Origin of the sequence: Marinobacterium alkalitolerans (genome assembly GCF_017776525.1) — a bacterium.
GTDB classification, from domain to species: Bacteria; Pseudomonadota; Gammaproteobacteria; order Pseudomonadales; family Balneatricaceae; genus Marinobacterium; species Marinobacterium alkalitolerans.
Genome location: NZ_JACVEW010000016.1, coordinates 1 through 22,690, shown reverse-complemented (window position 1 = coordinate 22,690; position 22,690 = coordinate 1). Strand labels below are relative to the sequence as shown.

Here is a 22,690-nt window from a genome sequence, read left to right as displayed (position 1 = left end):
CGGCTGCCTCGATGACGCTTTAGATGTAAGGCGCTTTTCCATAAAAAACCGCTGGTCGTATACACGGCCAGCGGTTTTTTGTTGCCCGCACGTCGGGTCAGTGGGCGTCCAGTCGGTTCTGCTTTTCCTGCCGCCAGAGGACGAAACCGGCAATGAGTACGGCCAGTGTCACCAGTGCCACGATGATGGTGGCCAGTGCGTTGATCTCCGGGCTGACACCCAGCCGCACGCTGGAGTACACCACCATCGGCAGCGTGGTGGCGCCGGGGCCGGAGACAAAGCTGGCCACCACCAGATCATCCAGCGACAGGGTAAACGCCAGCAGCCAGCCGGCTATCAGCGCCGGTGCGATGATCGGCAGGGTGATGGTGAAGAACACTTTCAACGGTCGCGCCCCCAGATCGAGCGCCGCTTCTTCCAGAGACAGATCCATGTGGGCCAGTCGGCTCTGCACCACCACCGCCACGTAGGCCATGGCAAAGGTGGTGTGGGCGATGACGATGGTGGTCATGCCGCGTCCGGCCGGCCAGCCGATCAGGCCTTCCATCGCCACGAACAGCAGCAGCAGGGACAGACCGATAATCACGTCCGGCATCACCAGCGGTGCTGTCACCATCACTTCCAGCGATCCGCGCCCGAGAAAACGACGGAACCGGACCAGTGCCAGTGCCGCCAACGTACCCAGCACTACGGCCAGCGTGGCGGTGAGTGCGGCGATCTGGACGCTGAGCCAGGCGGCCCCCAGGAGCTGTTCGTTCTCCAGCAGCTTGCTGTACCACTGGGTGCTGAACCCGCTCCAGACCGTGACCAGTCGGCTTTCATTGAAGGAGTAGACGATCAGGCTGGCGATCGGGATGTACAGAAAGGCATAGCCGAACAGCAGGATCGTAATCAGCAAGGGCAGGCGCTGCTTCATGGGTTGCCCTCCTCTGAACGGCGCTCAAAGTGGCGCAGCAGGACAAAGGGCAGAATCAGCACCACCAGCAGCAGTGCCGCCAATGAAGAGGCCAGCGGCCAGTCCTTGTTGCTGAAGAACTCGGTCCACATCAGCTTGCCCAGCATCAGCGTATCCGGGCCGCCCAGCAGATCGGGAATGACGAACTCGCCCATCACCGGAATGAACACCAGCATGGCACCGGCGATCACGCCCGGCATCGACAGCGGCAGGGTGATCAGCAGAAACTGCTTCCACGGGCGGCAACCCAGGTCGGCAGCCGCTTCCAGCAGCGTGAGGTCAAGCCGGATCAGGGTGGCATAGAGCGGCAGGACCACAAACGGCAGGTAGTTGTAGACCACGCCGATATAGACTGCCAGCGGCGTGTGCATGATCGCCAGTGGACTGTCGATCAGCCCCAGCCCCATCAACAGGTTGTTGAGCAGCCCGTTGGCCTTGAGAATGCCGATCCAGGCGTAGATGCGAATCAGAAACGAGGTCCAGAACGGCAGGATGATCAGCATCAGCAGCGGCAGTCGCCAGTGCAGGGGAGAGCGGGCGATGGCGTAGGCCATGGGGTAGCCGATCAGCAGGCAGAACAGGGTGGAAATGGCCGCCACCTTGAGCGAGCCCCAGAGCGCACTGAGGTAGAGCGAATCCTCCAGCAGCAGCTGATAGTTGCTGAAGTTGATCACCAGAGTGACGAAGCCGTCCTCGATTTCGCGAATCAGGTCCATGTAGGGCGGCTGTGCCAGCGTGGGCTCGGACAGACTGATCTTGAGCACGAACAGGAACGGCAGCAGGAAGAACAATGCCAGCCAGAACCAGGGCACCGCGATAATCAGGTGACGTGTCGAGGGGCGTGCGGAAGTTGGCTTCATTCGGTCAGGACTCCACAGCTGTTGGCGGACCAGCTCAGCACCACCTCTTCATCCCAGGTCAGAGGCTGCTCGGCCAGCGCCTGTACGTTGGATTGGGTGAACTGAACGCGCTTACCGCTGGCCAGCTCCACGTGGTAGATGGAGACATCGCCCAGATAGGCGATCTCCTTGATCACGCCGCGCAGCTGGTTGGGGGTATCGGCCTCGAGCTGATGGATCACACGCACCTTCTCCGGCCGCAGTGCAACCGTCACGGCCATGCCCGGCACCAGTGGCTGACTGTGCCGTACCTCAAGCTGAATACCGGCATCGTCACACTGTACCCGCACCTGATCATCGTTCTGTTCGGTCACGTAGCCATCGAACAGGTTGACCGAGCCGATGAAACTGGCGGCATAGCGGGTGGAGGGAAACTCATACAGGCGGCGCGGTGGGTCCACCTGCTCAATGCGGCCTTCATGCATCAGCGCGATGCGTGACGACATGGTCATCGCTTCTTCCTGATCATGGGTGACCACCACGAAAGTGATGCCCAGCCGCTCCTGAATGTTCACCAGCTCGAACTGGGTCTGTTCACGCAGTTTCTTGTCCAGCGCGCCCAGCGGTTCGTCCAGCAGCAGGATCTTGGGGTGCTTGGCCAGTGAGCGGGCCAGAGCCACGCGCTGGCGCTGACCACCGGAGAGCTGATGCGGTTTGCGCTTGGCCAGAGGTTCGATCTGAACCAGTGACATCAACTCGGCCACCCGGTCCTGCCGTTCCGACTTGGGCATGCCTTCCTGCTTGAGTCCGAACGCGATGTTGTCCGCCACGTTCATGTGTGGAAACAGCGCGTAGGACTGGAACATCATGTTCACCGGACGCTCATAGGGCGGAATGTCGGTGACGTCCTGCCCATCGATTAACAGGCGTCCGCTGGTGGGTGTCTCGAAACCGGCCAGCATGCGCAGCAGGGTGGTCTTGCCGCAGCCGGAAGGGCCCAGCAGCGAAAAGAACTCACCGGCATGGATGTTCAGGCTGATATCGTCCACGGCGTAGAAGGCACCAAAACGTTTGGTGACGTTCTCCAGGCGCACAATGGGCTCGCCCTCTGGCGCCTGCCAGGGTTCTTCGGGTTTGAACTGACGTGCAGTGCTCATCGAAGCACGGATCTCCCCTAAAAAAGATGCCCCTGAAGTCAGGGGCATGTGTCGGTTGCGGGTGCGGTGTTACTGGCCGGTTTTGACTCGGGTCCAGCTGCGGTTGAGGGCCCGGATCTGCCGCTCGGAAGGCGTCGGCGTTACCTGCAGCTTGGCCTGGGTTTCTTCCGGCGGGTAGATGCCCGGATCGTTACGGATCTCTTCGTCCACCAGTTCGGTGGCTGCCCGGTTGGCGTTGGCGTAAGCCACGTAATCGGTGATCGGGGCGATCACTTCGGGCTTCAGCAGGTAGCTGATAAAGGCATGGGCGGCTTCCGGGTTGGGGGCGTCGGCCGGAATCGCCATCACATCGGTCCAGACCAGTGCGCCTTCTGAGGGGACGGCATAGGCGATGTTGACGCCATTGTCCGCTTCGGCTGCACGGTCACGCGCCTGCAACACGTCACCGGAGTAGCCGTGCGCGACACAGATATCGCCGTTGGCCAGGTCGTTGATGTACTGGGAGCTATGGAAGTAGCGGATATCGTCACGTACGGCGGCCACTACCTCGCTGGCGGCCTTGATGCCGTCACGGCTGAAGTCGTCCGCGTCAGCGCCGCGGTAGATGTTGGCGGCCACCAGCACTTCGGTGGGGTCATCCATCAGGGTGACGCCGCAATCGGCCAGCTTGGCTACGATCTCGGGATCAAACAGCAGGCGCCAGGTGTCCTTGGGCATGTCGTCGCCAAGAATCTCGCGAACCTTGTCCACGTTGTAGCCGATACCGCTGGAACCCCACATGTAGGGCACCAGATGGGCATTGTTCTTATCGATGCTGGCCAGTGAATCCATGATGACCGGGTCCAGGTTGTCCAGGCCTTCAAGCTTGGCCTTGTCCAGCGGCTGGTAAAGGCCCGCCTGAATATGACGCTCGGCGAAGGGGCGTGCCGTGGGGAAGATCAGGTCGTAGCCGCTGCGGCCGGCCAGCAGCTTGGCTTCCATGACCTCGTTGGCGTCGTAAACGTCGTAGACCACCTCAATGCCGGTGGCCTGCTCGAAGTTTTCGATGGTGTCTTCGGCTATATAGTCCGACCAGTTGTAGATGTGCAGTTCATCAGCGGCGCTGGCGGTAGCGGCGCCGGCAAGCAGACAGGCTGGGAGGAAAGTGTGAAGCAGTTTTTTCATCGCCTCGGGTCTCCGGCAGTACAGGGTGAATGATGTGGGAACGGCAATGTCCCCGAGCGATATCGGCCGCGAGTGCAGCAGACGGTTAAAGCGCGAAATATGAAACAAATGACAGTCAAAAAAAAGCCTTTTTGCCTTCGTTTTGAAACTTTTTGTCATATCGGGGCAGGGCTCCAGTCAGCCGCTGTGGTCGTACCCCGATTGACTATAGTTGAGTCGTACTCAAGAAAGGATAGACGATATGTGTGATCTGCATGGCTGTAACCGGTCAGACGATGACCGGCCCTTGCCCCAGGCGACCTCTGCACAGCGGCGCCTGTTTCTGAAAGGCATGCTGAGCCTGCCGCTGGCTGTCGTACTGGCCGACCCCCTGCTGGCGCAGGCGGCGGGTGCCCGAACCCAGGCGGTGAAGCTGGGATTGGGCAGTGGCGCTGAAGTTGGTGCACATCTGGCCGTGCCCGCGGGCGATGGTCCCTTCCCGGCGGTGGTACTGATTCACGAATGGTGGGGGTTGAACAACCAGATCAAGGCCGTGGCAGCCGAGCTGGCGGAGCAGGGGTTCATTGCGCTGGCGGTTGACCTTTACGGTGGTGGCGTGGCCGATACCCGTGAAGGGGCCATGGCGCTGAAAAACGGTGTGGACGATGCCCGTGCTACCGAAACGCTGGTGGGTTGGATCGAGTGGTTGCGTCAGCATGACCTTTGTAACGGCAAGGTCGGTACCCTTGGCTGGTGCTTTGGCGGCGGCTGGTCGCTGGAAGCATCGCTGGCAACACCGGTTGATGCCACCATTGTCTACTACGGCAACGTGCGCCGCACGCCGGAGCAGCTGGCATCACTGCAGAGTCCGGTGCTGGGCCATTTCGGTACGCTGGACAAGAGCATCGACGAGGCGATGGTGGGGGATTTCGAGCGCGCCATGGCCGAGGCCGGCAAGACCGACCTGCAGGTCCACTGGTACGTGGCCGACCATGCCTTTGCCAACCCCACGGGCGCCCGCTATGACGAGGAAAATGCCGCTCTGGCCTGGTCCCGTTCGCTGGCGTTCCTGTATCAGCACCTGAGCGGCTGATCAGAACGGGAACAGCAGCGGTGTCAGCGTCAGGGTGAGCACCAGTGCCAACACCTGCAGCGGGATGCCCACGCGGGCGAAGTCGGCAAAGCGGTAGTTGCCCGGAGACAATACCAGCGTGTTGACCGGTGATGCGATCGGTGTGGCAAAGGCCGTGGAGGCGGCAATGGCCACCGAGATCATTACCGGTTCAGGGTTGACTCCCATCAGCTGGGCCGTGCTCAGTGCCACGGGCGCGACCAGCACGGTGGTGGCCGTGTTGGAGATGAACTGGCTCAGGACCGATGTCACCAGAAACAGGCTGGCGCAGAGCATCAGCGGGCTGCTGCTCCCGATCAGGCCGATCAGGTGTTCCACCAGATAATCCAGTGCACCGCTGCGTTCCATGGCCAGCGCCATGGGCAGCATCCCGGCGATCAGAATCAGACTGGTCGCGTTCAGCGAGCGATAGGCTTCCTTCAGGTTGACGCACCCGGTAAGGATCATGGCCAGTGCCGACAGCAGGATGGCACTGAGGTTATCCAGCCAGCCGGTGGTCATGGTGACCAGCATGGCGCCGAGAATAGCCAGCGCAACCGGGGCTCTTCGGCCATGCGTGGGGACTTCCTCCAGCTCCGGCGGCGTATTCAGTACCACCAGTTCCCGGCTTTGGCTGAGCGTACGGATCCGGTCCCAGCTGCCGGCCAGCAGCAGGGTGTCACCGGCTGCCAGCTCGGTGCTGGTGAAGTGGAGCTCCGTCAGAGCCCGGTTACGGCGCAGGCCGATCACGCTCAGGCCCAGGCGCTCGCGCAGACGCAGTTGCTTGAGTGTTTGCCCGCAGAAGCTGGAATCCGGCGGCAGCAGTACCTCCGCCAGCCCGGCACTTTGTTCCAGTCGGCTGATCTCGCTGGCCGGGCAGGGCAGTACGCGCAGTGCCTGTGCCTGACAGAACCGTTCGAGGTCCTCGGGCGTGGCGTACACCAGCAACTGATCACCGTACTGCATGCGCGTATTGGCCAGCACCGGAATCAGGCTGGACAGCCAGCCGCCGCTGCGCGAAATGGCGATCAGTGTTACTTCATACTCGGTTCTCAGTGCGGCTTCGGCCGGCGTTTTCTGGGCCAGCGGGCTGCCCGGCAGCAGTTCCAGCTTGTGTAACTGGCGTGACAGGTCATAGCCCTCATACAGGGCACGAATGCCCACACCGGTTTGTGCTGCTGGCTCGTGGGTCGGCAACAGCCGTCGTGCCACCAGCATCAGGTAGGCCATGCCGACCACCAGTACGGCCAGCCCGATCGGGGTAAAGTCGAAAAAGTGGAAGGGTTCCAGCCCGCTGCTGCGCATCTGGCCACTGACAATCAGGTTGGGTGGTGTACCGATCAGGGTCAGCATGCCGCCGATCAGGGCGGCAAAGGCCAGCGGCATCAGCAGGCGCGACGGCGCAAACCCCGAGCGCCGTGACAGGCTCATCACCACCGGCAGCAAAAGGGCAACAGCGCCGGTGGAACTCATGAACGCCGACAGCAGTGCCACCACAGGCAACAGGAACAGCAGCAGGCGGGTTTCACTGTCCCCGCCGACACGCAGCAGCCAGCTGCCGGTGGCGCTGGCGATGCCGGTCCTCAGCAGACCTTCGCCCACCACGAACAGGGCCGCGATCATCACCACCACAGGCTCCCCGAATCCGGACACGGCCTCGGCCGGGGTGATAATCCCGCTCAGTGCCAGGCTCACCACCACCAGCAGTGCCACCAGATCCATGCGGATCCGGTCGCTCAGAAACAGGGCGATGGTGACACCCAGCAGGGTAAAGACGAACCACATGTCGGCGCTCATGGTAACTCCTGTTGTACCTGTGAGGGCTGGTCGGGCTGAGGGTCCAGCAGTGACCAGAAAGCGTTGATGATGGGGGACTTGAGTTTGCGCTCCAGCGCAAAGAGGCCGATCTCGTAAGGCTCCAGCGCCGGGGTGACCGGCAATACCTCGACCCGGTCCGACAGGGGGCTGTTTTCCAGCACAATCTGCGGCACCACGCCGATCCCGAACCCAAGGCTCACCATGCTGACGATCGCCTCGTTCCCGGTCACCTGGGCATAGATATCCGGCTGTATCGCCTGTTCGGCAAACCACTGGTTGATACGCTCCCGGGATACGCCGCTCTCGGGCAGGATCATGGGGCGTTTGCGCCAGTCTGGCTGGTCGAACTCGCCCTGTACCGGCGCAATGAACAGCAGCGGAGTGCGGTCCATGGGCCGGAAGGCAATGCCCGCGGGCAGCTGGGCCGGGCGTGCGGCAATGGAGATCTCTTCCCGGCCACCCTGTACCCGGGCGACGGCGTGCTCGGGGTCGCCCGTGTGCAGCTTGATTTCAACCCGTGGATAAAGACGGCGGAAGCGGCTCAGCAGGGAGTACAGAAAGCTGTAACTGGCTGTCACCGAGCAGTAGACGCTGATTTCGCCCTGCAGCTCACCGGCACTTTCCTGCAGGGAGTGACAGACCTGCTCCCATTGCTGCAGGGTGTCGCGGGCATAGTGGGCAAAGCGTGTGCCCTCGGCGGTAAGCTGTACGCTGCGGTTGTCCCTCAGAAACAGGGCCACGCCAAGATCATCTTCCAGCTGCTTGATGGCGCGGCTCAAGGTGGAAGGGCTGACGTGGCAGGCTTCACTGCAGCGACCGAAATGCAACGTCTCGGTCAGGCTGAGAAACAGCCGTAACGTGCGGATATCCATGGTATTTCACTTTATGAAATGTTGTGTTGCAAATATATCATTTTACGCAACAAAGTGGATCCCTTAAGGTTAGCAACCATTGCTATAGTTGCTGCGGCAAGTCCGCTCCGAATTACTGAACTCAAGTCAAAGGATTCAAACCATGCAGGTTTATTACGACAAAGACTGTGACCTCTCCATCATCCAGGGCAAGAAAGTATCCATCATCGGTTACGGTTCTCAGGGCCACGCGCACGCGTGCAACCTGAAAGACTCCGGTGTTGACGTGACCGTCGGTCTGCGTGCCGGTTCCGCGTCCCGCGCCAAGGCTGAAGCGCACGGCCTGAAAGTTGCTGACGTAGCGGATGCCGTTGCCTCTGCCGATCTGGTCATGATCCTGGCGCCGGATGAGCTGCATGGCAAACTGTACAACGAAGTGATCGAGCCGAACATCAAGCAGGGTGCGACCCTGGCGTTCGCGCACGGCTTCTCCGTACTGTACAACCAGGTTGTACCGCGCAAGGACCTGGACGTGATCATGGTTGCGCCGAAGGCACCGGGCCACACTGTACGCTCTGAATTCACCAAGGGCGGTGGTATCCCCGACCTGATCGCGATCCACCAGGATGCGTCCGGTAACGCCAAGAACGTTGCCCTGTCTTACGCATCTGGCGTGGGCGGTGGTCGTACCGGCATCATCGAAACCACCTTCAAGGACGAGACCGAAACCGACCTGTTCGGTGAGCAGGCTGTTCTGTGCGGTGGCTGTGTCGAGCTGGTTAAAGCCGGTTTTGAAACCCTGACCGAAGCCGGTTACGCGCCGGAAATGGCCTACTTCGAGTGTCTGCACGAGCTGAAGCTGATCGTTGACCTGATGTACGAAGGCGGCATCGCCAACATGAACTACTCCATCTCCAACAACGCCGAGTACGGTGAATACGTAACCGGTCCGGAGGTGATCAACGAGCAGTCCAAGGAAGCGATGCGCAACGCGCTGAAACGCATCCAGAACGGTGAGTACGCCAAGATGTTCATCAACGAAGGCGAAACCAACTACCCGTCCATGACTGCGCGTCGTCGTAACAACGCCGCTCACCCGATCGAGCAGACTGGTGAGAAGCTGCGTGCAATGATGCCCTGGATCGCGGCCAACAAGCTGGTCGACAAGGAAAAGAACTGATCTCGGTTCCGACCTGATCCTTCACCACCGGGCCTTCCGGTGGTGCATGCCTGCCGCCGGGGCGCCGCCTCGGGGCAGGCATTTTTTATTCTATCCCGCCCGGCTTTCCGCCAAACGCCCTGCCGTACTGACACTCTGCTGTCATACTCTAAAACCACACTTTTCAGAAGGTTTTGGCATGCGCTCTGCATGGTCTCTGACTGACTCAGTGGGACTTGAGCAGCGGACATGGAAGGACATGCCAAAGTCGCATACCCACTTGAGTTTTTATTGACCCAGATCCTGGATCCGGGTTTGTCGGGTTGCATTCGGTCAGGGTCGCACTATTTTACGTGCTAATAAAAATAACATCAGACAGTGCGTATCGGGCTTGTGCCTGTGACCGGATGCAGTTGCGTACTGTCCAAGAGTCAAGGATGCGTTTCATGAGTGAAATTGACTTTACTGTTCTGAGTGAGCAGGCGAAGGCTTATTCCGGTTTTGAAGCTGAAGATGAAGCCCTGCTGATCGCTGAAGCCGAACGGCTCTCTCCCTACCTGCAACAGATCACCGATGCCTTTTATGAAGAGCTGCAAACCATTCCGGAAGCGGCTCCCTTTCTGGAAGGGCGTATCGATGCCCTCAAAACCACCCATACCGCCTGGTTGAACAGAATCTTTCAGGGCCCCTACGATGCGGACTTTGCGCAGTACATGCACCAGGTGGGTGTGGTGCATGTGCAGGTCAAGCTGCCCGAGAAGTTCATGACCAGCGGCATCGGCCTGATCAACAAGCACCTGATCCCGCTGTTGCCGGAGATCTATCCGCAGGATGCCGCCAAAATCGGCGCACTGCTGAAGGCACTGAATGCGGCTACCAGCTACTGCCTGCTGATCATGCTGGAGTCCTATCGCGGGCACGAGCTGGAGCGCTTCATGGAAGTGACCGGCATCAGCCGGGTGCTCTACAACAACCTGGCGGCAGCCTACCGAAGTGCGCGTGGTCAGGCTGCCTGATCGAATGGCCGTATCGGTCGTATACTGTTAAGGCCGGTCAGGTTGTTCGAGACCGGCCAGGGATTGCTTTTTGTCGCACTTCGGACCAATCTGAAATGGATGTGCGGTATCGCAGTAACAGTCTCCGACAGGCAGCCGTCGGGGCATAAAAACAAGGAAGATGGATGCGATCGACTGACTTTAACCAGCTGAACCAGCAGGCAAAATGCTTTGCGGGTTTCGAGCCCGATGACGAGGCGGTATTGAACCAGGCCAGCAGTGCACTGGTGCCGCATCTCGATCAGGTGACAGATGCCTTTTATGCCGAGCTGATGCAGATCGAGGAGGCCAAGCCGTTTCTGGAAGGGCGGCTGGACGCGCTCAAGGCAACCCACCGCAGCTGGATGGAAAAGATTCTGACCGGACCCTACGACGCAGACTTCGCTCAGTACATGCACCATGTGGGAGTGGTACATGTGCAGGTTCGCCTGCCGGAAAAATTCATGGCCAGTGGCATCGGCTTGATCGGCAAGCATCTGGTGCCGGTGTTGACTCAGGTGTTTGAAGAGGACGCTCGGCAACTGGGCCGAGTGATGCGTGCGATTAACGGTGTGACCACCTATTGTCTGATCATCATGCAGTTGTCCTTCCGGGAGCATGAGCTGGAGCGCTTTATGGAAGTGACCGGCATCAGCGAGGCGCTGTATGCGAATCTCGCCGCGGCCTACCGTGACAAAACCGGTGTGTCCGCGGAGTGAGGCGCACAGCCCGGCACCACTGGGCAGCTTGATCTTTGCTTTACCCATGCGAGAATAGTGGCTTTTTTGCAGCGGACCTCCCGCTGCATGTGGGTAACTGATCAAGGATGTGTATGAGCCAAATGGACTTCATGGAGCTGTGTCAGCGCAGCAAGCTGTGTGCGGGATTCGACGCCGAAGATGAGCAGACCCTGCTGAACGAGGGCCATCGCCTGCTGCCCTACCTGTCCCGGGTCACGGATGGCTTTTATGCCGAGCTGCAACAGATTCCGGCGGCGGCCCCCTTTCTGGAAGGGCGCATCGACGCGCTCAAGTCCACCCATCTTGCCTGGCTCGAAACCCTTTTCTCCGGACCCTACGATGCGGCCTTCGCTGCTCACATGCACCGTGTGGGCGAGGTACACGTGCAGGTCAAACTGCCGGTGGAATTCATGTCCAGCGGTACGCTGCTGATCAAGAAGCACCTGGTCCCCATTCTCGTGGAGGTCTACAGTGAGGATGCCCTTAAGCTGGCGCAGATGATGAAAGCGGTGAATGCTGTCTCGGGGTTTTGTCTGATCATCATGCAGGAGTCCTATCAGAGCTCATTGCTGGCGCAGGAGCTGGACAAGTTCATGGCGATCACCGGGATCAGTCGCGCCCTGTTCAATAACCTGGCATCCGCCTACAAGGATACGGAAGCGGGAGCCGCCGCCTGAGTTTGGGGTTGGCCGCTTTGGTCGAGTAGAATGCGGCTTCAGAGTTTTCAAAAGGTGTACTGACATGTCCGAACAGCAGCAGGAGCCTGAAGTCGCAGCAGACACAGGCGAACATGAAAAGCAGGAAGGGCCTCGCCGTCGACGGGGGGTATACCTGCTGCCCAACCTGTTTACCACCGGTGCACTCTTTTCCGGTTTTTACGCGGTCGTCGCCGGCATGAATGGCCAGTTCGAAGCGGCCGCCATCGCCATCTTCGTGGCCATGCTGCTGGACGGTCTGGATGGCCGTGTCGCCCGCATGACCAATACGCAAAGTGCCTTCGGTGCCGAATATGACTCGCTGGCCGATATGGTGTCCTTCGGCGTGGCACCTGCTCTGGTCGCCTACAACTGGGCGCTGGTGGATCTGGGCAAGCTGGGCTTCTTCGCGGCCTTTGTGTACGCGGCGGGCGGCGCACTTCGACTGGCGCGCTTCAACACCCAGATCGGGTCGGTGGACAAGCGCTACTTCATTGGCTTGCCCAGCCCGGCGGCTGCGGCAACGGTCGCGGGTCTGGTCTGGTTCTGCTATGAATTTCAGGCTTCGGTGCAGGGGCTTGAGATGCTGGTGGCGCTCTACGTGGCGCTGGCGGGTGTGCTGATGGTCAGCAATACCCTCTACTACAGCTTCAAGGACGTGGATTTCCGCGGCAAGGTGCCGTTCTGGATTCTGGCCCTGATTGCGCTGGCAATCGGTGTCATCTCGATCAGTACGTCGCTGTCCCTCTGGCTGCTGTTCCTGGCCTATACGCTGTCCGGCCCGCTGTTGTGGAGCTGGCGCAAGATGAAACACCGCTGATTGAATCAAGCAGGCTTCGGCCTGCTTTTTTGTGTCCGGTTGACCGAAACGGGAACCCCTTGCGTAGAGTGCGTCTAAGCTGAATAGGTGAAGATGTGTGAGGTTTCCCCATGTTAATACGCAAGGCACCGGACATTCGCCCGTCCGAAATCACCCCCGAGTCGATCTATCGTCAGCGGCGTCAATTCATCAAGGGGCTTGCTGCCGGCAGTGCCTTGCTGATGAGTGGTCAGGCGTCCGCACTGGCCCGTTACGAGCTGGATGACGAACAGGTCCGTTATCCGGGGCCTGACTGGCTGCAGCAAAAACTGCGTGCCGCCACTCGCGCTGACGGACTCTCGACCGATGAAAAGCTCACGCCCTATGAGCATGTCACCGGCTATAACAATTTTTATGAGTTTGGCCTTGGCAAGGACGACCCCAGGGCCCGGGCACAGAATCTGAAGACAGACCCATGGAGCGTTGAAATCAGTGGCGAGGTCCACAAGCCGGGGACCTATCAGCTGGAAGATATACTCAAGGGTGTGGACCTGGAGGAGCGCATCTATCGGCTGCGCTGTGTAGAAGCCTGGTCGATGGTGATCCCCTGGGTCGGTTTCCCGCTGGCGGAGTTGCTCAAGCGCTTCGAGCCCAAGGGCAATGCCCGCTATGTCGCCTTTACCACGCTGCATGACCCGGAACAGATGCCCGGGCAGCGCTCGCGCTTCGGCACCATTGACTGGCCCTACGTGGAAGGGCTGCGTATGGACGAGGCGATGCACCCTCTGACGTTGCTGGCCGTGGGGGTCTACGGCGATGCCCTGCCGCCACAGAATGGTGCGCCTCTGAGGCTGGTGGTGCCCTGGAAATACGGTTTCAAGAGCATCAAGTCCATCGTGCGCATTCACCTGACCGAGCAGATGCCGCCGACGAGCTGGAATCGAACCGCGCCTCAGGAGTACGGTTTCTACGCCAACGTGAACCCGGCGGTGGATCATCCCCGCTGGAGTCAGTCCACCGAGCGGCGCCTGCCGTCTTCGCTGTTCAGCCCGAATATCATTGATACTCAGCCGTTCAACGGCTACGGCGAGCAGGTGGCACAGCTCTATTCAGGCATGGATCTGCGCAAATGGTATTGAGCATGACGGCACTGCACCGCTCAACGGCGGGGCGCTGGCTGGTATGGTCGTGTCTGTTTTTCGGCAGTCTGATTCCACTGGGCTGGATCACCTGGGAGGCGGTACAGCAGCGTTTGGGGGCTGACCCGGCGCAGGTCATCGTGACCTTCCTCGGTATCTGGGCCCTGCGCTACCTGTGGATAACGCTGTCGGTGACACCTGCACGGCGTCTGCTCGGGTTCGGCTGGCTGCAGCGTTATCGGCGCATGCTGGGGCTGTATGCGCTGTTCTATGCCAGCCTGCACCTGCTGGCGGTGGCCACCTTTATTCTCGGGTGGCGGCCGGATCTACTGCTGCGTGAGTTGACCGAGCGCCCCTATATCATCGTCGGCTTTACGGCCTGGCTGCTGCTGATTCCCCTCGGGATTACTTCAACCAGGGGCTGGCAGCGGCGTCTGGGCAAGCGCTGGAAAACGCTGCACTGGCTGGTCTATCCGATTTCACTGCTGGTGTTGCTGCACTTTGCCTGGCTGATCCGAGCCGGCTATCTGGAAGTTCTGATCTACGCCCTCGTACTGGCGTTTCTGCTGGGATATCGCCTATACCTCAAGTGGAGGTGAGTGCCATGTCCGATAAATCCACTTTCTGGCAGACACTGCTGAGTGTGCTGTCCAGCTTCTTCGGGGTGCAGTCCGAACGGAACCGTGAACGCGACTTCCGTGAAGGGCGGCCCCTGCACTACGTTTTGACAGGTCTCCTGATGGCGGCCGTGTTCGTGCTGGCCGTGATTCTGCTGGTCCGCTGGGCACTGAGTCTCGCCGGCGCCTGAAACCTTCACATTGCGCTTGCGCTTTCAGACGGGCTGCTATACTCGAGTTAACCGGATCACCTGTGAGGGAGCACATTGAGCCTCTCTTAGGGTCAATACGGGGAGGCCTGAATGATGGTAAGGACAAGAATAATAACCATCGGCTCGGGGCTTGGATTGACGGCAGTTTCCGCATCGGCGCTGGCCGCATGGGAAGTCAATCTGACACCTGGTGTCACGGATGTCAGCCGTTCGGTTTTCGACCTTCACATGACGATCTTCTGGATCTGCGTTGCCATCGCTCTGGTGGTATTCGGTGTCATGTTCTGGTCCATCTTCCACCACCGCAAGTCACGCGGTGCGCAAGCACATCACTTTCACGAAAACACCGTGGTTGAGGTGATCTGGACGATCATCCCGATCGGTATTCTGGTGGCCATGGCCGTTCCGGCAACGGCGACGCTGGTGCAGATGTACGATACCAGCGAAGCGGAGCTGGACGTTCAGATCACCGGCTACCAGTGGAAGTGGCGTTATGACTATCTGGATCATGATCTGGACTTCTTCAGCAATCTCTCCACACCGCGAGAGCAAATCACCAACGAGGCGGACAAGCAGGAAAACTACCTGCTGGAAGTGGACCGCCATCTGGTGTTGCCGGTGGATACCAAAATCCGCTTCCTGCTCACCTCCAATGACGTGATTCACAGTTGGTGGGTGCCGGCGCTGGCGGTGAAAAAGGATGCCATTCCCGGTTTTATCAACGAAGCCTGGACGGTCATCAACGAGCCGGGGATTTACCGTGGCCAATGCGCCGAGCTGTGCGGCAAGGACCACGGTTTCATGCCGGTGGTGATCGAAGCCGTCACTCAGGATGAATTCCAGCAATGGCTTGCCGATGCTCGTGAAGCCAAGGCTGCCGAGGCTGCCGCTGCCGAACGGGTATGGACGCTGGATGAGTTGATGCAACAGGGGGAACAGGTCTATCTCAGTGCCTGCTCTGCCTGCCACCTGCCCAACGGTGAAGGCGTGCCGGGCGCATTCCCGGCCCTGAAGGGCAGCCCGATAGCGCTGGGCGATGTGGCGGCACACATCGATATCGTGCTGAATGGCAAAAGCGGTACCGCCATGCAGGCATTTCGTGACCAGTTGAGCGCAACCGAACTGGCCGCCGTGATCACCTATGAGCGCAACGCCTGGGGCAACAGTCTGGGTGAAGCAGTGTCACCGGCCCAGATTGCGCAACTGCTGGAGCCCACAACAGGGGAGGCGGAGCAATGAGTACGCTGGATACGACCCTGCATGCCGACGAGCACGCACACCACGGACCGGCCAAGGGACTGGGGCGCTGGTTGTTCACCACCAACCACAAGGATATCGGCTCCATGTACCTCTGGTTCAGCCTGCTGATGTTCTTCATTGGTGGCTGTATGGCGCTGATGATTCGCGCCGAGCTGTTTCAGCCGGGGCTGCAGCTTGTGGAACCCGGGTTCTTCAACCAGATGACCACCATGCACGGTTTGATCATGGTGTTCGGTGCCGTGATGCCCGCCTTCGTGGGGCTGGCCAACTGGATGGTGCCGATGATGATCGGCGCTCCTGATATGGCGCTGCCCAGGATGAACAACTGGAGCTTCTGGATCCTGCCGTTCGCCTTTGCCATGTTGATCTCCACCCTGTTCATGGATGGCGGTGCGCCCAATTTTGGCTGGACCTTTTACGCACCCTTGTCGACCACCTATGCCCCGCCCAGTGTGACCTACTTCATCTTCGCCGTGCACATGATGGGGATCAGCTCGATCATGGGGGCGATCAATATCATTGCCACCATCCTGAACATGCGGGCGCCGGGCATGACCATGATGAAACTGCCGTTGTTCTGCTGGACCTGGCTGATTACGGCCTTCCTGTTGATTGCGGTGATGCCGGTTCTGGCCGGCGTGGTTACCATGATGCTGATGGATATCCACTTCGGCACCAGCTTCTTTGATGCAGGCGGGGGCGGTGACCCGGTACTGTTCCAGCACGTGTTCTGGTTCTTTGGCCATCCTGAGGTCTACATCATGATCCTGCCGGCATTCGGGATCATCAGCCAGATCATACCGACCTTTGCCCGCAAGCGGCTGTTCGGCTATGCCTCCATGGTATATGCCACCGCCTCGATCGCGATCCTCTCCTTTCTCGTATGGGCACACCACATGTTCACCGTGGGGCTGCCGCTGGTAGGGGAGCTGTTCTTCATGTTCGCCACCATGTTGATAGCGGTCCCGACCGGGGTGAAGGTGTTCAACTGGGTCGCCACCATGTTTCGGGGCTCCATGACGTTTGAAACGCCGATGCTGTTCGCGATTGCCTTTGTGGTGCTGTTTACCATCGGAGGCTTTTCCGGGCTGATGCTGGCGATTGCCCCGGTGGATTTCCAGTACCACGATACCTATTTCGTGGTGGCGCACTTCCACTATGTGCTGGTGCCCGGTGCGGTGTTCGCCATCATGGCCGGTGTCTATTACTGGCTGCCCAAGTGGACCGGACACATGCTCAACGAACGCATGGGCAAGCTGCATTTCTGGGTCAGCTTCATCGGCGTCAATATCACCTTCTTCCCGATGCATTTCATCGGTCTGGCAGGCATGCCAAGGCGTATCCCGGACTATGCGTTGCAGTTTGCCGACTTCAACATGGTGGCATCCATCGGCGCCTTCATATTCGGCCTGTCGCAGTTGATCTTCCTGTGGAACGTGATCGCCTGTGTGCGGGGTGGACAGAAAGCCGAGGCGCGGGCCTGGGAAGGTGCTGAGGGGCTTGAGTGGGAGGTGCCGTCGCCGGCGCCCTATCACACCTTTGCAACGCCGCCGCGCTTGCCGGAGTCGCTGCAATGAGTGCCCGCGGCGACACGCCACGTCTGGTCCGGCGGCTGGTGCTTGGGGCGGTGCTGATGTTCGGCTTCGGTTTCGCCATGGTGCCGCTCTACGACGTGTTCTGTGAGGTCACCGGACTGAATGGCAAGATCACCAATACCGGGCCGGTCGCCACCGCGGAAGCGGATACAGCGCGCAGCATCAAAGTGCGTCTGATTGCCGTGCACAACGAGGGTATGCCCTGGGAGTTCAGTCCGCTTGAAGGTGTCGTGCGTGCACACCCCGGAGAGATGCGTCAGACCGCTTTTGTCGCCGCCAATCCGACGGCGCGCGACATGGTGGCGCAGGCCATCCCCTCGGTAGCACCGGCCGAAGCGGCGCAGTATCTGCACAAGGTGAACTGCTTCTGTTTTGAGCGGCAGCCCCTGCAATCCGGCGAGTCCGTCGAGATGCCGCTGGTGTTTGTGATTGACCGCAAACTTCCCGAGCATATTCGCTCGCTCACCCTGTCCTATACGCTGTTTGATATCTCACCCGAGGTGTCGGCGGTGACGCAGGATAAGAAGGAGCAACGCTTATGAGCAGCTCTACTTACTATGTTCCCGAACAAAGTCGCTGGCCGATTCTGGCATCCATTGCCCTGTTTCTGCTGGCGTATGGGGCCGGCACCCTGATGAACGCATTGAGTGCCGAGCAGGGCGGTGGTGTCGGACTGGTGTTGCTGCTCGCCGGGGCGCTCATGATGGGCCTGATCATGATCGGGTGGTTCGGGAACGTGATTCACGAAAGCCGAGGTGGGCTCTACTCCGAGCAGATGGATCGTTCGTTCCGCTGGGGCATGAGCTGGTTCATCTTCTCGGAAATCATGTTCTTCGCCGCCTTTTTTGGCGCGCTGTTCTATGTCCGTGTGCTGGCGGTGCCCTGGCTGGGCGGTGAGGGCGACAAGGGTGTGAGCCAGATGCTCTGGCCCGAGTTCACGGCACAGTGGCCGTTGTTCAACCCGCCGGATGCCGAGCGTTTTCCGGGGCCGGCAGCCGTTATCAGTCCCTGGCATATCCCGTTGCTCAACACCTGTCTGCTGGTCACATCAAGCTTCACGCTGACGCTGGCGCATAAGGCACTGCTGAAAGATGAGCTGATGCAGGTGCGTCGCTGGATGTTCCTGACCATCGTGCTGGGCCTGATCTTCCTGGGCTTTCAGATATACGAATATATGGAAGCCTATCAGGAACTGGGGCTTACTCTGCAGGCAGGCATTTACGGCGCCACCTTCTTCATTCTGACCGGTTTTCACGGCCTGCACGTGACGCTGGGAACCCTGATGCTGATCATCATCCTCGGGCGTGTGGTGCTGGGGCATTTCGACTCCCGTCAGCACTTCGGCTTCGAGGCGGTTGCCTGGTATTGGCACTTTGTGGATGTGGTCTGGATCGGGCTATTCCTGTTCGTGTATGTGATCTGAGCCTTGCCAGGGGGCATGAGGTCTCAGGTGCCCGGTGCTGAAACCATAGATCAGCGTGATAACCAGCAGGGCGCTGAGAATGACCCGCCAGAGGAGCCGGTTGGCCGTGGTGCCGTCACCAGACGGGTGTCTCAGCAGAGACCATAGGCTGCTGAACAGTGCGACCAGAATCGCGACGAAAAGCACAACAATCAGAATGCGCAGCATGGGAGTTCTCCTTGGCGGACACACTCAGTAAAGCGGATAGCCGGCGCCGATTCAAATGGTTGCGAATAGTGCTCTGGGTGTTGGGCGTTCCGTTGCTGCTGACGCTGGGAAGCTGGCAGTGGCAGCGGGCGGAGCAGAAACAGATATGGCTGGAGCAGCTGGAACAGGCGCCGGCCACGACGCCGGATGTGGCTGTCAGCCGCTTGTCCGAAAGTGATTGGGTGCCGGTGCGGTTTGATATCGAGCTGCTGCCCGACAAGGTGTTTCTGCTGGATAACCGCACCTGGCAGGGGCGGGTCGGATACGAAGTGGTCGTACCCGCGCGCGTAGACGAGGGGCCGTACTGGCTTGCCAGCCTGGGGTGGACACCAGCGCCCGAGCGTCGTGATCAGTTGCCGGAGGTTAACCTGCAGCGGCAGTGGTTACGTGTGAAAGCGGTGGTGACGCGTCCTCTGGAGTCGATCACCTTGTCCGGTAACCGCTTTGAACCCGGCTGGCCAAGGCGCATTCAGGCATTGGATATGGAGCAGATCAACGCGGCCCTGTCACAACCGGTGGAACCGCTGGTGCTGCATGTGCAGACCGCCGTTAACCAGCAGGTCCTGCCCCGGGAGCAGATCTACACGGGAATTCCGCCGCAGCGCCATACCGGCTATGCGGTGCAGTGGTTCGGTTTGGCACTGGCGCTGAGCGCCTGGCTGATATGGGCCGGAATCAGTGAGCGCAGAAGGAGATCCTGATGACGAATCGAAATGTGTTCTGGGCCATCTGGATACTGGGGCTGCTCCCCGTTGCGCTGGCCATCACCATCTGGGCGACCGGGGTGGGCTTGCCACAGGGACACACCAATCGCGGGGTACTGCTGGAGCCCATACAACCGCTGCAGCAGTGGGGCGGTGATGCGGAGGCGCACACGGGTCATTGGACGCTGCTGCTGGTGCCGGGCAACGCCTGCACGCAGGACTGTGATGCTGAGCTGGAGGATCTGCGCCGGGTACATGACGCCCTCGGGCGCGAATCAACCCGTGTGAGGGTGATGCCGCACTCGGCACCTGAGCTGGAGGCCGGTGTGTGGGTGGTGGACCCACTGGGCAATCTGGTGTTGCAGTACCCGCTGTCATTCAAAGGCAAGGCACTGCTGGGTGACATGCGCCGTCTGCTGAAAGCATCGAGGCTGGGATGATGAAACTGCCCGTTCGCGTCGCAACACTGGCAATAGGCCTCGCATTGGTGGTGGTTTTGCTGGGCGGCTGGACCCGGCTCAATGATGCCGGGCTTGGCTGCCCCGACTGGCCGGGCTGCTACGGCACCTGGGTGCTGCCGGATGATCATACTGAGCTGGCAGCCGCACATCCCGATGCGCTGATCGATCTGCGCAAGGGATGGATTGAGATGATCCATCGCTATGCAGCCGGCACTCTGGGGCTGCTGGTGCTGTGGCTGGCGGTGCTGGGCTATCGTTATCGTGAACGGGCAGAGTACCCATCGGCCCTGTCGGGCGGCCTTCTGGTGCTGGTTGTGGCACAGGCGATATTCGGAATGTGGACAGTCACTCTGCAACTGTTGCCGGCTGTGGTCACACTTCACCTGTTGGGAGGCCTGAGCACGCTTGCGCTGCTGGTGGTGCTGCGACAAAGGCTGCTGCGCGCTGAAGCGGAATCCGCACCCACCCGTTCACACCCCTGGATCAGGGTAATGTTTCTGGCGCTGTTCATTCAATTGGCGCTGGGAGGGTGGACCAGCACCAATTATGCGGGCTGGGCCTGCAGTGACTGGCTCTACTGTCATCAGGACAACCATCCGGGGTATGACTTTTCCACCGGCCTGAACCCCTTCATGGCCGTGGGGCCCAATTACGAAGGCGGGCTTCTGCATGCGGATGCTCGAGCAGCCATTCAGGTCACACACCGAGCTGGCGCATTGCTGCTCATCTTCGTGTCGCTGCTGGGAACGCGCGCGCTCTGGAGGCGGCCCGAACTCAGGCGTGGACTGGCGGCCTACTGGAGTCTGTTACTGGTACAGGTGCTGTTGGGAGTGGCCAATATCATCTGGATGCTGCCGCTGGGCCTGGCCGTAGCGCACCATGCGGGTGCGGTGGCGGTCATGCTGGCCCTGTTGCATCTGAACGGGCGTGTACGGAAACCTGCTGGGGAGATCAATCATGGCTACGCTATCGCTCACTGAACGTCAGGTACAGACCGCAGGCTGGAGAGATTATCTGGCTCTCTGTAAGTTGAAAGTCGTGGCGGTCATGCTGCTGACACTGGTGGTCGGGTTCTGCCTGGCTTCCCCCGGCATGCCTGACCTGTTCCTGATGACCGTGACCTTACTGGGGGTGGGGCTGGCTGCAGCCTCTGCCGCCGCGGTCAATCATGTGCTGGATGCCAGTATCGACTGCCGTATGGCCAGAACTGCACGCCGGCCACTGCCGCAAGGTAAAATCAGCCCCGTACATGCGCTTGTGTTCGCGGCCTGCCTGGGGATCACCGGGATCGGCCTGCTGAACATCCTGGTCAATCCGCTGACTGCCTGGCTGACACTGGCATCTCTGATCGGGTATGCCGTGGTGTATACCGCCATTCTGAAGCGTGCCACGCCACAAAATATTGTTATCGGAGGCGTTGCGGGGGCCGCGCCGCCCTTGCTGGGCTGGACCGCCGTCAGCGGCAGCGTGGGCTACGAAGGGCTGTTGCTGATGTTGATCATCTTCGTATGGACGCCGCCTCACTTCTGGGCCTTGTGTATCGCACGCCGGGACGACTATGCGCGGGCAGGTATCCCCATGCTGCCTAATACGCACGGCCTGGCATACACGCGCACACAGATCCTGCTCTATAGCCTGCTCACACTGTTGGCAACCCTGTTGCCCTTTGTGACGGGCATGAGCGGATGGATCTACCTTCTGGGTGTCAGCCTGATCAATATCCGGTTCATGCACTGGGCGCTGGTTCTATTCCGCTCAACGGATGCAGCGGTTCCAATGAAAATGTTTCGCTACAGCATTGTGTACATCATGTGGTTGTTTGCCATACTTCTGGTAGACCATTACTGGCCTGTTTTCGTATGAGAAAGAGGAGATAACCACAACAACGAAAGGATTCGGGCTCTGACCAATAAAGATAAAATGTAGCCCGGTAGACCCGGACTGCGAGGAGGATAGCAATATGTTCCTGCAGCACATGATGGGCGTGTTTTACCACCCCAAAGAGGAATGGCGCTCGATACGAAATGAGCACTATTCTGCCATGCATGTATTTCTGGCCCAGATCAGTATTCTGGCGGCTATACCTGCCATCTCACTTTTCATTGGTACCACTCAGATAGGCTGGACTCTGGACGGTTCGGAGTTCGTACTGCTCAGTGTATCCAGTGCGCTCCCTGCAGCGTTGGCGTTTTATGTCGCCATGTGGGTAGCGGTCGGCTTCATTGCCTGGTCGATCCACTGGATGGAGCGTACCTACGGCGGTAACGTGAGCTACGAGGAGTGTCTGGTACTGACAACCTTTACTGCCACACCTCTTTTCCTGTCCGGCCTGGCCGGTCTTTACCCCATGCTCTGGTTCAACGTAATCGTGGGCATGATTGCACTGTCCTACACCGTTTACCTGCTGTACACCGGTGTGCCCGAAATCATGCAGATTCCGGAAGACCGTGCGTTCTTCTTCTCCACCTCCATCCTGACCGTCGGGCTGTGTGTGCTGGTAGGTCTTATTGCGACCACCGTTATTCTGTGGGGAACAATAGTACCGCTGAGCTTTACCAGCGGATAAATAAAGAAAACGCTTCAAAAAGCAGGCGCAGCGCGCCTGCTTTTTTGTCTTTGTAACTTTTTTACCAAAAAAACGTTGACACCCCGGCAGGGGTCTGTAGAATTCGCGTCCTCGCTTGGGGCGACAGGGTTCACGGAACACTGGGCAGCACCAATGAGCAAGTGAT

General features: G+C 59.7%; 25 protein-coding genes. 18 read left to right on the top strand and 7 right to left on the bottom strand.

Going from position 1 to position 22,690, the window contains the following annotated elements; all coding sequences use genetic code 11:
* Nucleotides 1–97: 97 nt before the first annotated feature.
* The 4 genes from H9C73_RS10990 to H9C73_RS10975 form a co-directional block, all read right to left on the bottom strand.
* Complete coding sequence (locus tag H9C73_RS10990) at nucleotides 98–916, bottom strand: ABC transporter permease subunit (protein ID WP_209287877.1); 819 nt, start codon at nucleotides 914–916, stop codon at nucleotides 98–100.
* Complete coding sequence (locus tag H9C73_RS10985; RefSeq protein WP_209287876.1) at nucleotides 913–1,815, bottom strand: ABC transporter permease subunit; 903 nt, start codon at nucleotides 1,813–1,815, stop codon at nucleotides 913–915. The genes H9C73_RS10990 and H9C73_RS10985 overlap by 4 nt, the downstream gene beginning before the upstream one ends.
* Nucleotides 1,812–2,951, bottom strand: a complete 1,140-nt coding sequence (locus H9C73_RS10980; RefSeq protein ID WP_209287875.1) for an ABC transporter ATP-binding protein — start codon at nucleotides 2,949–2,951, stop codon at nucleotides 1,812–1,814. The genes H9C73_RS10985 and H9C73_RS10980 overlap by 4 nt, the downstream gene beginning before the upstream one ends.
* A gap of 69 nt (nucleotides 2,952–3,020) precedes the next feature.
* Nucleotides 3,021–4,115 (bottom strand): polyamine ABC transporter substrate-binding protein, encoded by a 1,095-nt coding sequence (locus H9C73_RS10975; protein ID WP_209287874.1) that lies wholly within the window; start codon nucleotides 4,113–4,115, stop codon nucleotides 3,021–3,023.
* Between the two features lie 241 nt (nucleotides 4,116–4,356).
* Between H9C73_RS10975 and H9C73_RS10970 the strand changes: the two genes are divergently transcribed.
* The gene (locus H9C73_RS10970) at nucleotides 4,357–5,187 is read left to right on the top strand and encodes a dienelactone hydrolase family protein (protein ID WP_209287873.1); all 831 of its coding nucleotides are present in this window, start codon (nucleotides 4,357–4,359) and stop codon (nucleotides 5,185–5,187) included.
* Here the strand turns inward: H9C73_RS10970 and H9C73_RS10965 are convergent, their stop codons facing one another.
* Both H9C73_RS10965 and ilvY read right to left on the bottom strand, forming a co-directional pair.
* Nucleotides 5,188–7,002, bottom strand: a complete 1,815-nt coding sequence (locus tag H9C73_RS10965; protein WP_209287872.1) for an SLC13 family permease — start codon at nucleotides 7,000–7,002, stop codon at nucleotides 5,188–5,190. It lies immediately after the preceding gene.
* Complete coding sequence (gene ilvY / locus H9C73_RS10960) at nucleotides 6,999–7,895, bottom strand: HTH-type transcriptional activator IlvY (protein ID WP_209287871.1); 897 nt, start codon at nucleotides 7,893–7,895, stop codon at nucleotides 6,999–7,001. The genes H9C73_RS10965 and ilvY overlap by 4 nt, the downstream gene beginning before the upstream one ends.
* A gap of 133 nt (nucleotides 7,896–8,028) precedes the next feature.
* Between ilvY and ilvC the strand changes: the two genes are divergently transcribed.
* The 12 genes from ilvC to H9C73_RS10900 all read left to right on the top strand — a co-directional run bounded on the left by ilvC (nucleotide 8,029) and on the right by H9C73_RS10900 (nucleotide 18,547).
* The gene (ilvC, locus tag H9C73_RS10955) at nucleotides 8,029–9,054 is read left to right on the top strand and encodes a ketol-acid reductoisomerase (protein ID WP_328797971.1); all 1,026 of its coding nucleotides are present in this window, start codon (nucleotides 8,029–8,031) and stop codon (nucleotides 9,052–9,054) included.
* A 425-nt stretch (nucleotides 9,055–9,479) separates the two neighbouring features.
* Nucleotides 9,480–10,049: a protoglobin domain-containing protein gene (locus H9C73_RS10950; RefSeq protein WP_209287869.1), complete on the top strand. Its 570-nt coding sequence runs from the start codon at nucleotides 9,480–9,482 to the stop codon at nucleotides 10,047–10,049.
* A 164-nt stretch (nucleotides 10,050–10,213) separates the two neighbouring features.
* On the top strand, nucleotides 10,214–10,786 hold the full coding sequence (locus H9C73_RS10945; RefSeq protein WP_209287868.1) for a protoglobin domain-containing protein: 573 nt from the start codon (nucleotides 10,214–10,216) through the stop codon (nucleotides 10,784–10,786).
* A gap of 113 nt (nucleotides 10,787–10,899) precedes the next feature.
* On the top strand, nucleotides 10,900–11,484 hold the full coding sequence (locus tag H9C73_RS10940; RefSeq protein WP_209287867.1) for a protoglobin domain-containing protein: 585 nt from the start codon (nucleotides 10,900–10,902) through the stop codon (nucleotides 11,482–11,484).
* A gap of 64 nt (nucleotides 11,485–11,548) precedes the next feature.
* Nucleotides 11,549–12,322 (top strand): CDP-diacylglycerol--serine O-phosphatidyltransferase, encoded by a 774-nt coding sequence (gene pssA, locus H9C73_RS10935; RefSeq protein ID WP_209287866.1) that lies wholly within the window; start codon nucleotides 11,549–11,551, stop codon nucleotides 12,320–12,322.
* A 110-nt stretch (nucleotides 12,323–12,432) separates the two neighbouring features.
* Nucleotides 12,433–13,440, top strand: a complete 1,008-nt coding sequence (msrP, locus tag H9C73_RS10930; protein WP_209287865.1) for a protein-methionine-sulfoxide reductase catalytic subunit MsrP — start codon at nucleotides 12,433–12,435, stop codon at nucleotides 13,438–13,440.
* 2 nt (nucleotides 13,441–13,442) lie between these two features.
* Complete coding sequence (locus H9C73_RS10925; RefSeq protein ID WP_236014232.1) at nucleotides 13,443–14,039, top strand: protein-methionine-sulfoxide reductase heme-binding subunit MsrQ; 597 nt, start codon at nucleotides 13,443–13,445, stop codon at nucleotides 14,037–14,039.
* Between the two features lie 5 nt (nucleotides 14,040–14,044).
* Entirely contained in the window at nucleotides 14,045–14,248 is a 204-nt protein-coding gene (locus H9C73_RS10920) for a DUF2970 domain-containing protein (RefSeq protein ID WP_209287863.1), read from the top strand.
* A 111-nt stretch (nucleotides 14,249–14,359) separates the two neighbouring features.
* Entirely contained in the window at nucleotides 14,360–15,508 is a 1,149-nt protein-coding gene (gene coxB / locus H9C73_RS10915) for a cytochrome c oxidase subunit II (protein ID WP_209287862.1), read from the top strand.
* Complete coding sequence (ctaD, locus tag H9C73_RS10910; protein ID WP_209287861.1) at nucleotides 15,505–17,106, top strand: cytochrome c oxidase subunit I; 1,602 nt, start codon at nucleotides 15,505–15,507, stop codon at nucleotides 17,104–17,106. Before coxB ends, ctaD begins: the two co-directional genes overlap by 4 nt.
* A complete protein-coding gene (locus H9C73_RS10905; protein ID WP_209287860.1) occupies nucleotides 17,103–17,666 on the top strand; it encodes a cytochrome c oxidase assembly protein in 564 nt (187 codons plus the stop codon). Before ctaD ends, H9C73_RS10905 begins: the two co-directional genes overlap by 4 nt.
* Nucleotides 17,663–18,547 carry a cytochrome c oxidase subunit 3 gene (locus H9C73_RS10900; protein ID WP_209287859.1) on the top strand — a complete coding sequence of 295 codons (885 nt, stop codon included), beginning with the start codon at nucleotides 17,663–17,665 and terminating at the stop codon, nucleotides 18,545–18,547. Before H9C73_RS10905 ends, H9C73_RS10900 begins: the two co-directional genes overlap by 4 nt.
* Here the strand turns inward: H9C73_RS10900 and H9C73_RS10895 are convergent.
* Nucleotides 18,521–18,754 (bottom strand): DUF2909 domain-containing protein, encoded by a 234-nt coding sequence (locus tag H9C73_RS10895; RefSeq protein ID WP_209287858.1) that lies wholly within the window; start codon nucleotides 18,752–18,754, stop codon nucleotides 18,521–18,523. The genes H9C73_RS10900 and H9C73_RS10895 overlap by 27 nt on opposite strands.
* Nucleotides 18,755–18,765: 11 nt before the next feature.
* Between H9C73_RS10895 and H9C73_RS10890 the strand changes: the two genes are divergently transcribed.
* The 5 genes from H9C73_RS10890 to H9C73_RS10870 all read left to right on the top strand — a co-directional run bounded on the left by H9C73_RS10890 (nucleotide 18,766) and on the right by H9C73_RS10870 (nucleotide 22,524).
* The gene (locus H9C73_RS10890) at nucleotides 18,766–19,494 is read left to right on the top strand and encodes an SURF1 family protein (RefSeq protein WP_209287857.1); all 729 of its coding nucleotides are present in this window, start codon (nucleotides 18,766–18,768) and stop codon (nucleotides 19,492–19,494) included.
* Nucleotides 19,494–19,937: a hypothetical protein gene (locus H9C73_RS10885; RefSeq protein ID WP_209287856.1), complete on the top strand. Its 444-nt coding sequence runs from the start codon at nucleotides 19,494–19,496 to the stop codon at nucleotides 19,935–19,937. The genes H9C73_RS10890 and H9C73_RS10885 overlap by 1 nt, the downstream gene beginning before the upstream one ends.
* A complete protein-coding gene (locus H9C73_RS10880) occupies nucleotides 19,934–20,938 on the top strand; it encodes a COX15/CtaA family protein (RefSeq protein ID WP_236014231.1) in 1,005 nt (334 codons plus the stop codon). Before H9C73_RS10885 ends, H9C73_RS10880 begins: the two co-directional genes overlap by 4 nt.
* Nucleotides 20,916–21,821 carry a heme o synthase gene (gene cyoE, locus H9C73_RS10875; RefSeq protein ID WP_209287855.1) on the top strand — a complete coding sequence of 302 codons (906 nt, stop codon included), beginning with the start codon at nucleotides 20,916–20,918 and terminating at the stop codon, nucleotides 21,819–21,821. The genes H9C73_RS10880 and cyoE overlap by 23 nt, the downstream gene beginning before the upstream one ends.
* 97 nt (nucleotides 21,822–21,918) lie before the next feature.
* Nucleotides 21,919–22,524, top strand: a complete 606-nt coding sequence (locus tag H9C73_RS10870) for a Yip1 family protein (RefSeq protein ID WP_209287854.1) — start codon at nucleotides 21,919–21,921, stop codon at nucleotides 22,522–22,524.
* Nucleotides 22,525–22,690 lie beyond the last annotated feature (166 nt).

Bases quoted from the DNA above. Each gene is read 5' to 3' on its own strand.
- H9C73_RS10990 (WP_209287877.1), bottom strand. From the start codon at position 916: ATGAAGCAGCGCCTGCCCTTGCTGATTACGATCCTGCTGTTCGGCTAT.
- H9C73_RS10985 (WP_209287876.1), bottom strand. From the start codon at position 1,815: ATGAAGCCAACTTCCGCACGCCCCTCGACACGTCACCTGATTATCGCG.
- H9C73_RS10980 (WP_209287875.1), bottom strand. From the start codon at position 2,951: ATGAGCACTGCACGTCAGTTCAAACCCGAAGAACCCTGGCAGGCGCCA.
- H9C73_RS10975 (WP_209287874.1), bottom strand. From the start codon at position 4,115: ATGAAAAAACTGCTTCACACTTTCCTCCCAGCCTGTCTGCTTGCCGGC.
- H9C73_RS10970 (WP_209287873.1), top strand. From the start codon at position 4,357: ATGTGTGATCTGCATGGCTGTAACCGGTCAGACGATGACCGGCCCTTG.
- H9C73_RS10965 (WP_209287872.1), bottom strand. From the start codon at position 7,002: ATGAGCGCCGACATGTGGTTCGTCTTTACCCTGCTGGGTGTCACCATC.
- ilvY (WP_209287871.1), bottom strand. From the start codon at position 7,895: ATGGATATCCGCACGTTACGGCTGTTTCTCAGCCTGACCGAGACGTTG.
- H9C73_RS10950 (WP_209287869.1), top strand. From the start codon at position 9,480: ATGAGTGAAATTGACTTTACTGTTCTGAGTGAGCAGGCGAAGGCTTAT.
- H9C73_RS10945 (WP_209287868.1), top strand. From the start codon at position 10,214: ATGCGATCGACTGACTTTAACCAGCTGAACCAGCAGGCAAAATGCTTT.
- H9C73_RS10940 (WP_209287867.1), top strand. From the start codon at position 10,900: ATGAGCCAAATGGACTTCATGGAGCTGTGTCAGCGCAGCAAGCTGTGT.
- pssA (WP_209287866.1), top strand. From the start codon at position 11,549: ATGTCCGAACAGCAGCAGGAGCCTGAAGTCGCAGCAGACACAGGCGAA.
- msrP (WP_209287865.1), top strand. From the start codon at position 12,433: ATGTTAATACGCAAGGCACCGGACATTCGCCCGTCCGAAATCACCCCC.
- H9C73_RS10925 (WP_236014232.1), top strand. From the start codon at position 13,443: ATGACGGCACTGCACCGCTCAACGGCGGGGCGCTGGCTGGTATGGTCG.
- H9C73_RS10920 (WP_209287863.1), top strand. From the start codon at position 14,045: ATGTCCGATAAATCCACTTTCTGGCAGACACTGCTGAGTGTGCTGTCC.
- coxB (WP_209287862.1), top strand. From the start codon at position 14,360: ATGATGGTAAGGACAAGAATAATAACCATCGGCTCGGGGCTTGGATTG.
- ctaD (WP_209287861.1), top strand. From the start codon at position 15,505: ATGAGTACGCTGGATACGACCCTGCATGCCGACGAGCACGCACACCAC.
- H9C73_RS10905 (WP_209287860.1), top strand. From the start codon at position 17,103: ATGAGTGCCCGCGGCGACACGCCACGTCTGGTCCGGCGGCTGGTGCTT.
- H9C73_RS10900 (WP_209287859.1), top strand. From the start codon at position 17,663: ATGAGCAGCTCTACTTACTATGTTCCCGAACAAAGTCGCTGGCCGATT.
- H9C73_RS10895 (WP_209287858.1), bottom strand. From the start codon at position 18,754: ATGCTGCGCATTCTGATTGTTGTGCTTTTCGTCGCGATTCTGGTCGCA.
- H9C73_RS10885 (WP_209287856.1), top strand. From the start codon at position 19,494: ATGACGAATCGAAATGTGTTCTGGGCCATCTGGATACTGGGGCTGCTC.
- H9C73_RS10880 (WP_236014231.1), top strand. From the start codon at position 19,934: ATGATGAAACTGCCCGTTCGCGTCGCAACACTGGCAATAGGCCTCGCA.
- cyoE (WP_209287855.1), top strand. From the start codon at position 20,916: ATGGCTACGCTATCGCTCACTGAACGTCAGGTACAGACCGCAGGCTGG.
- H9C73_RS10870 (WP_209287854.1), top strand. From the start codon at position 21,919: ATGTTCCTGCAGCACATGATGGGCGTGTTTTACCACCCCAAAGAGGAA.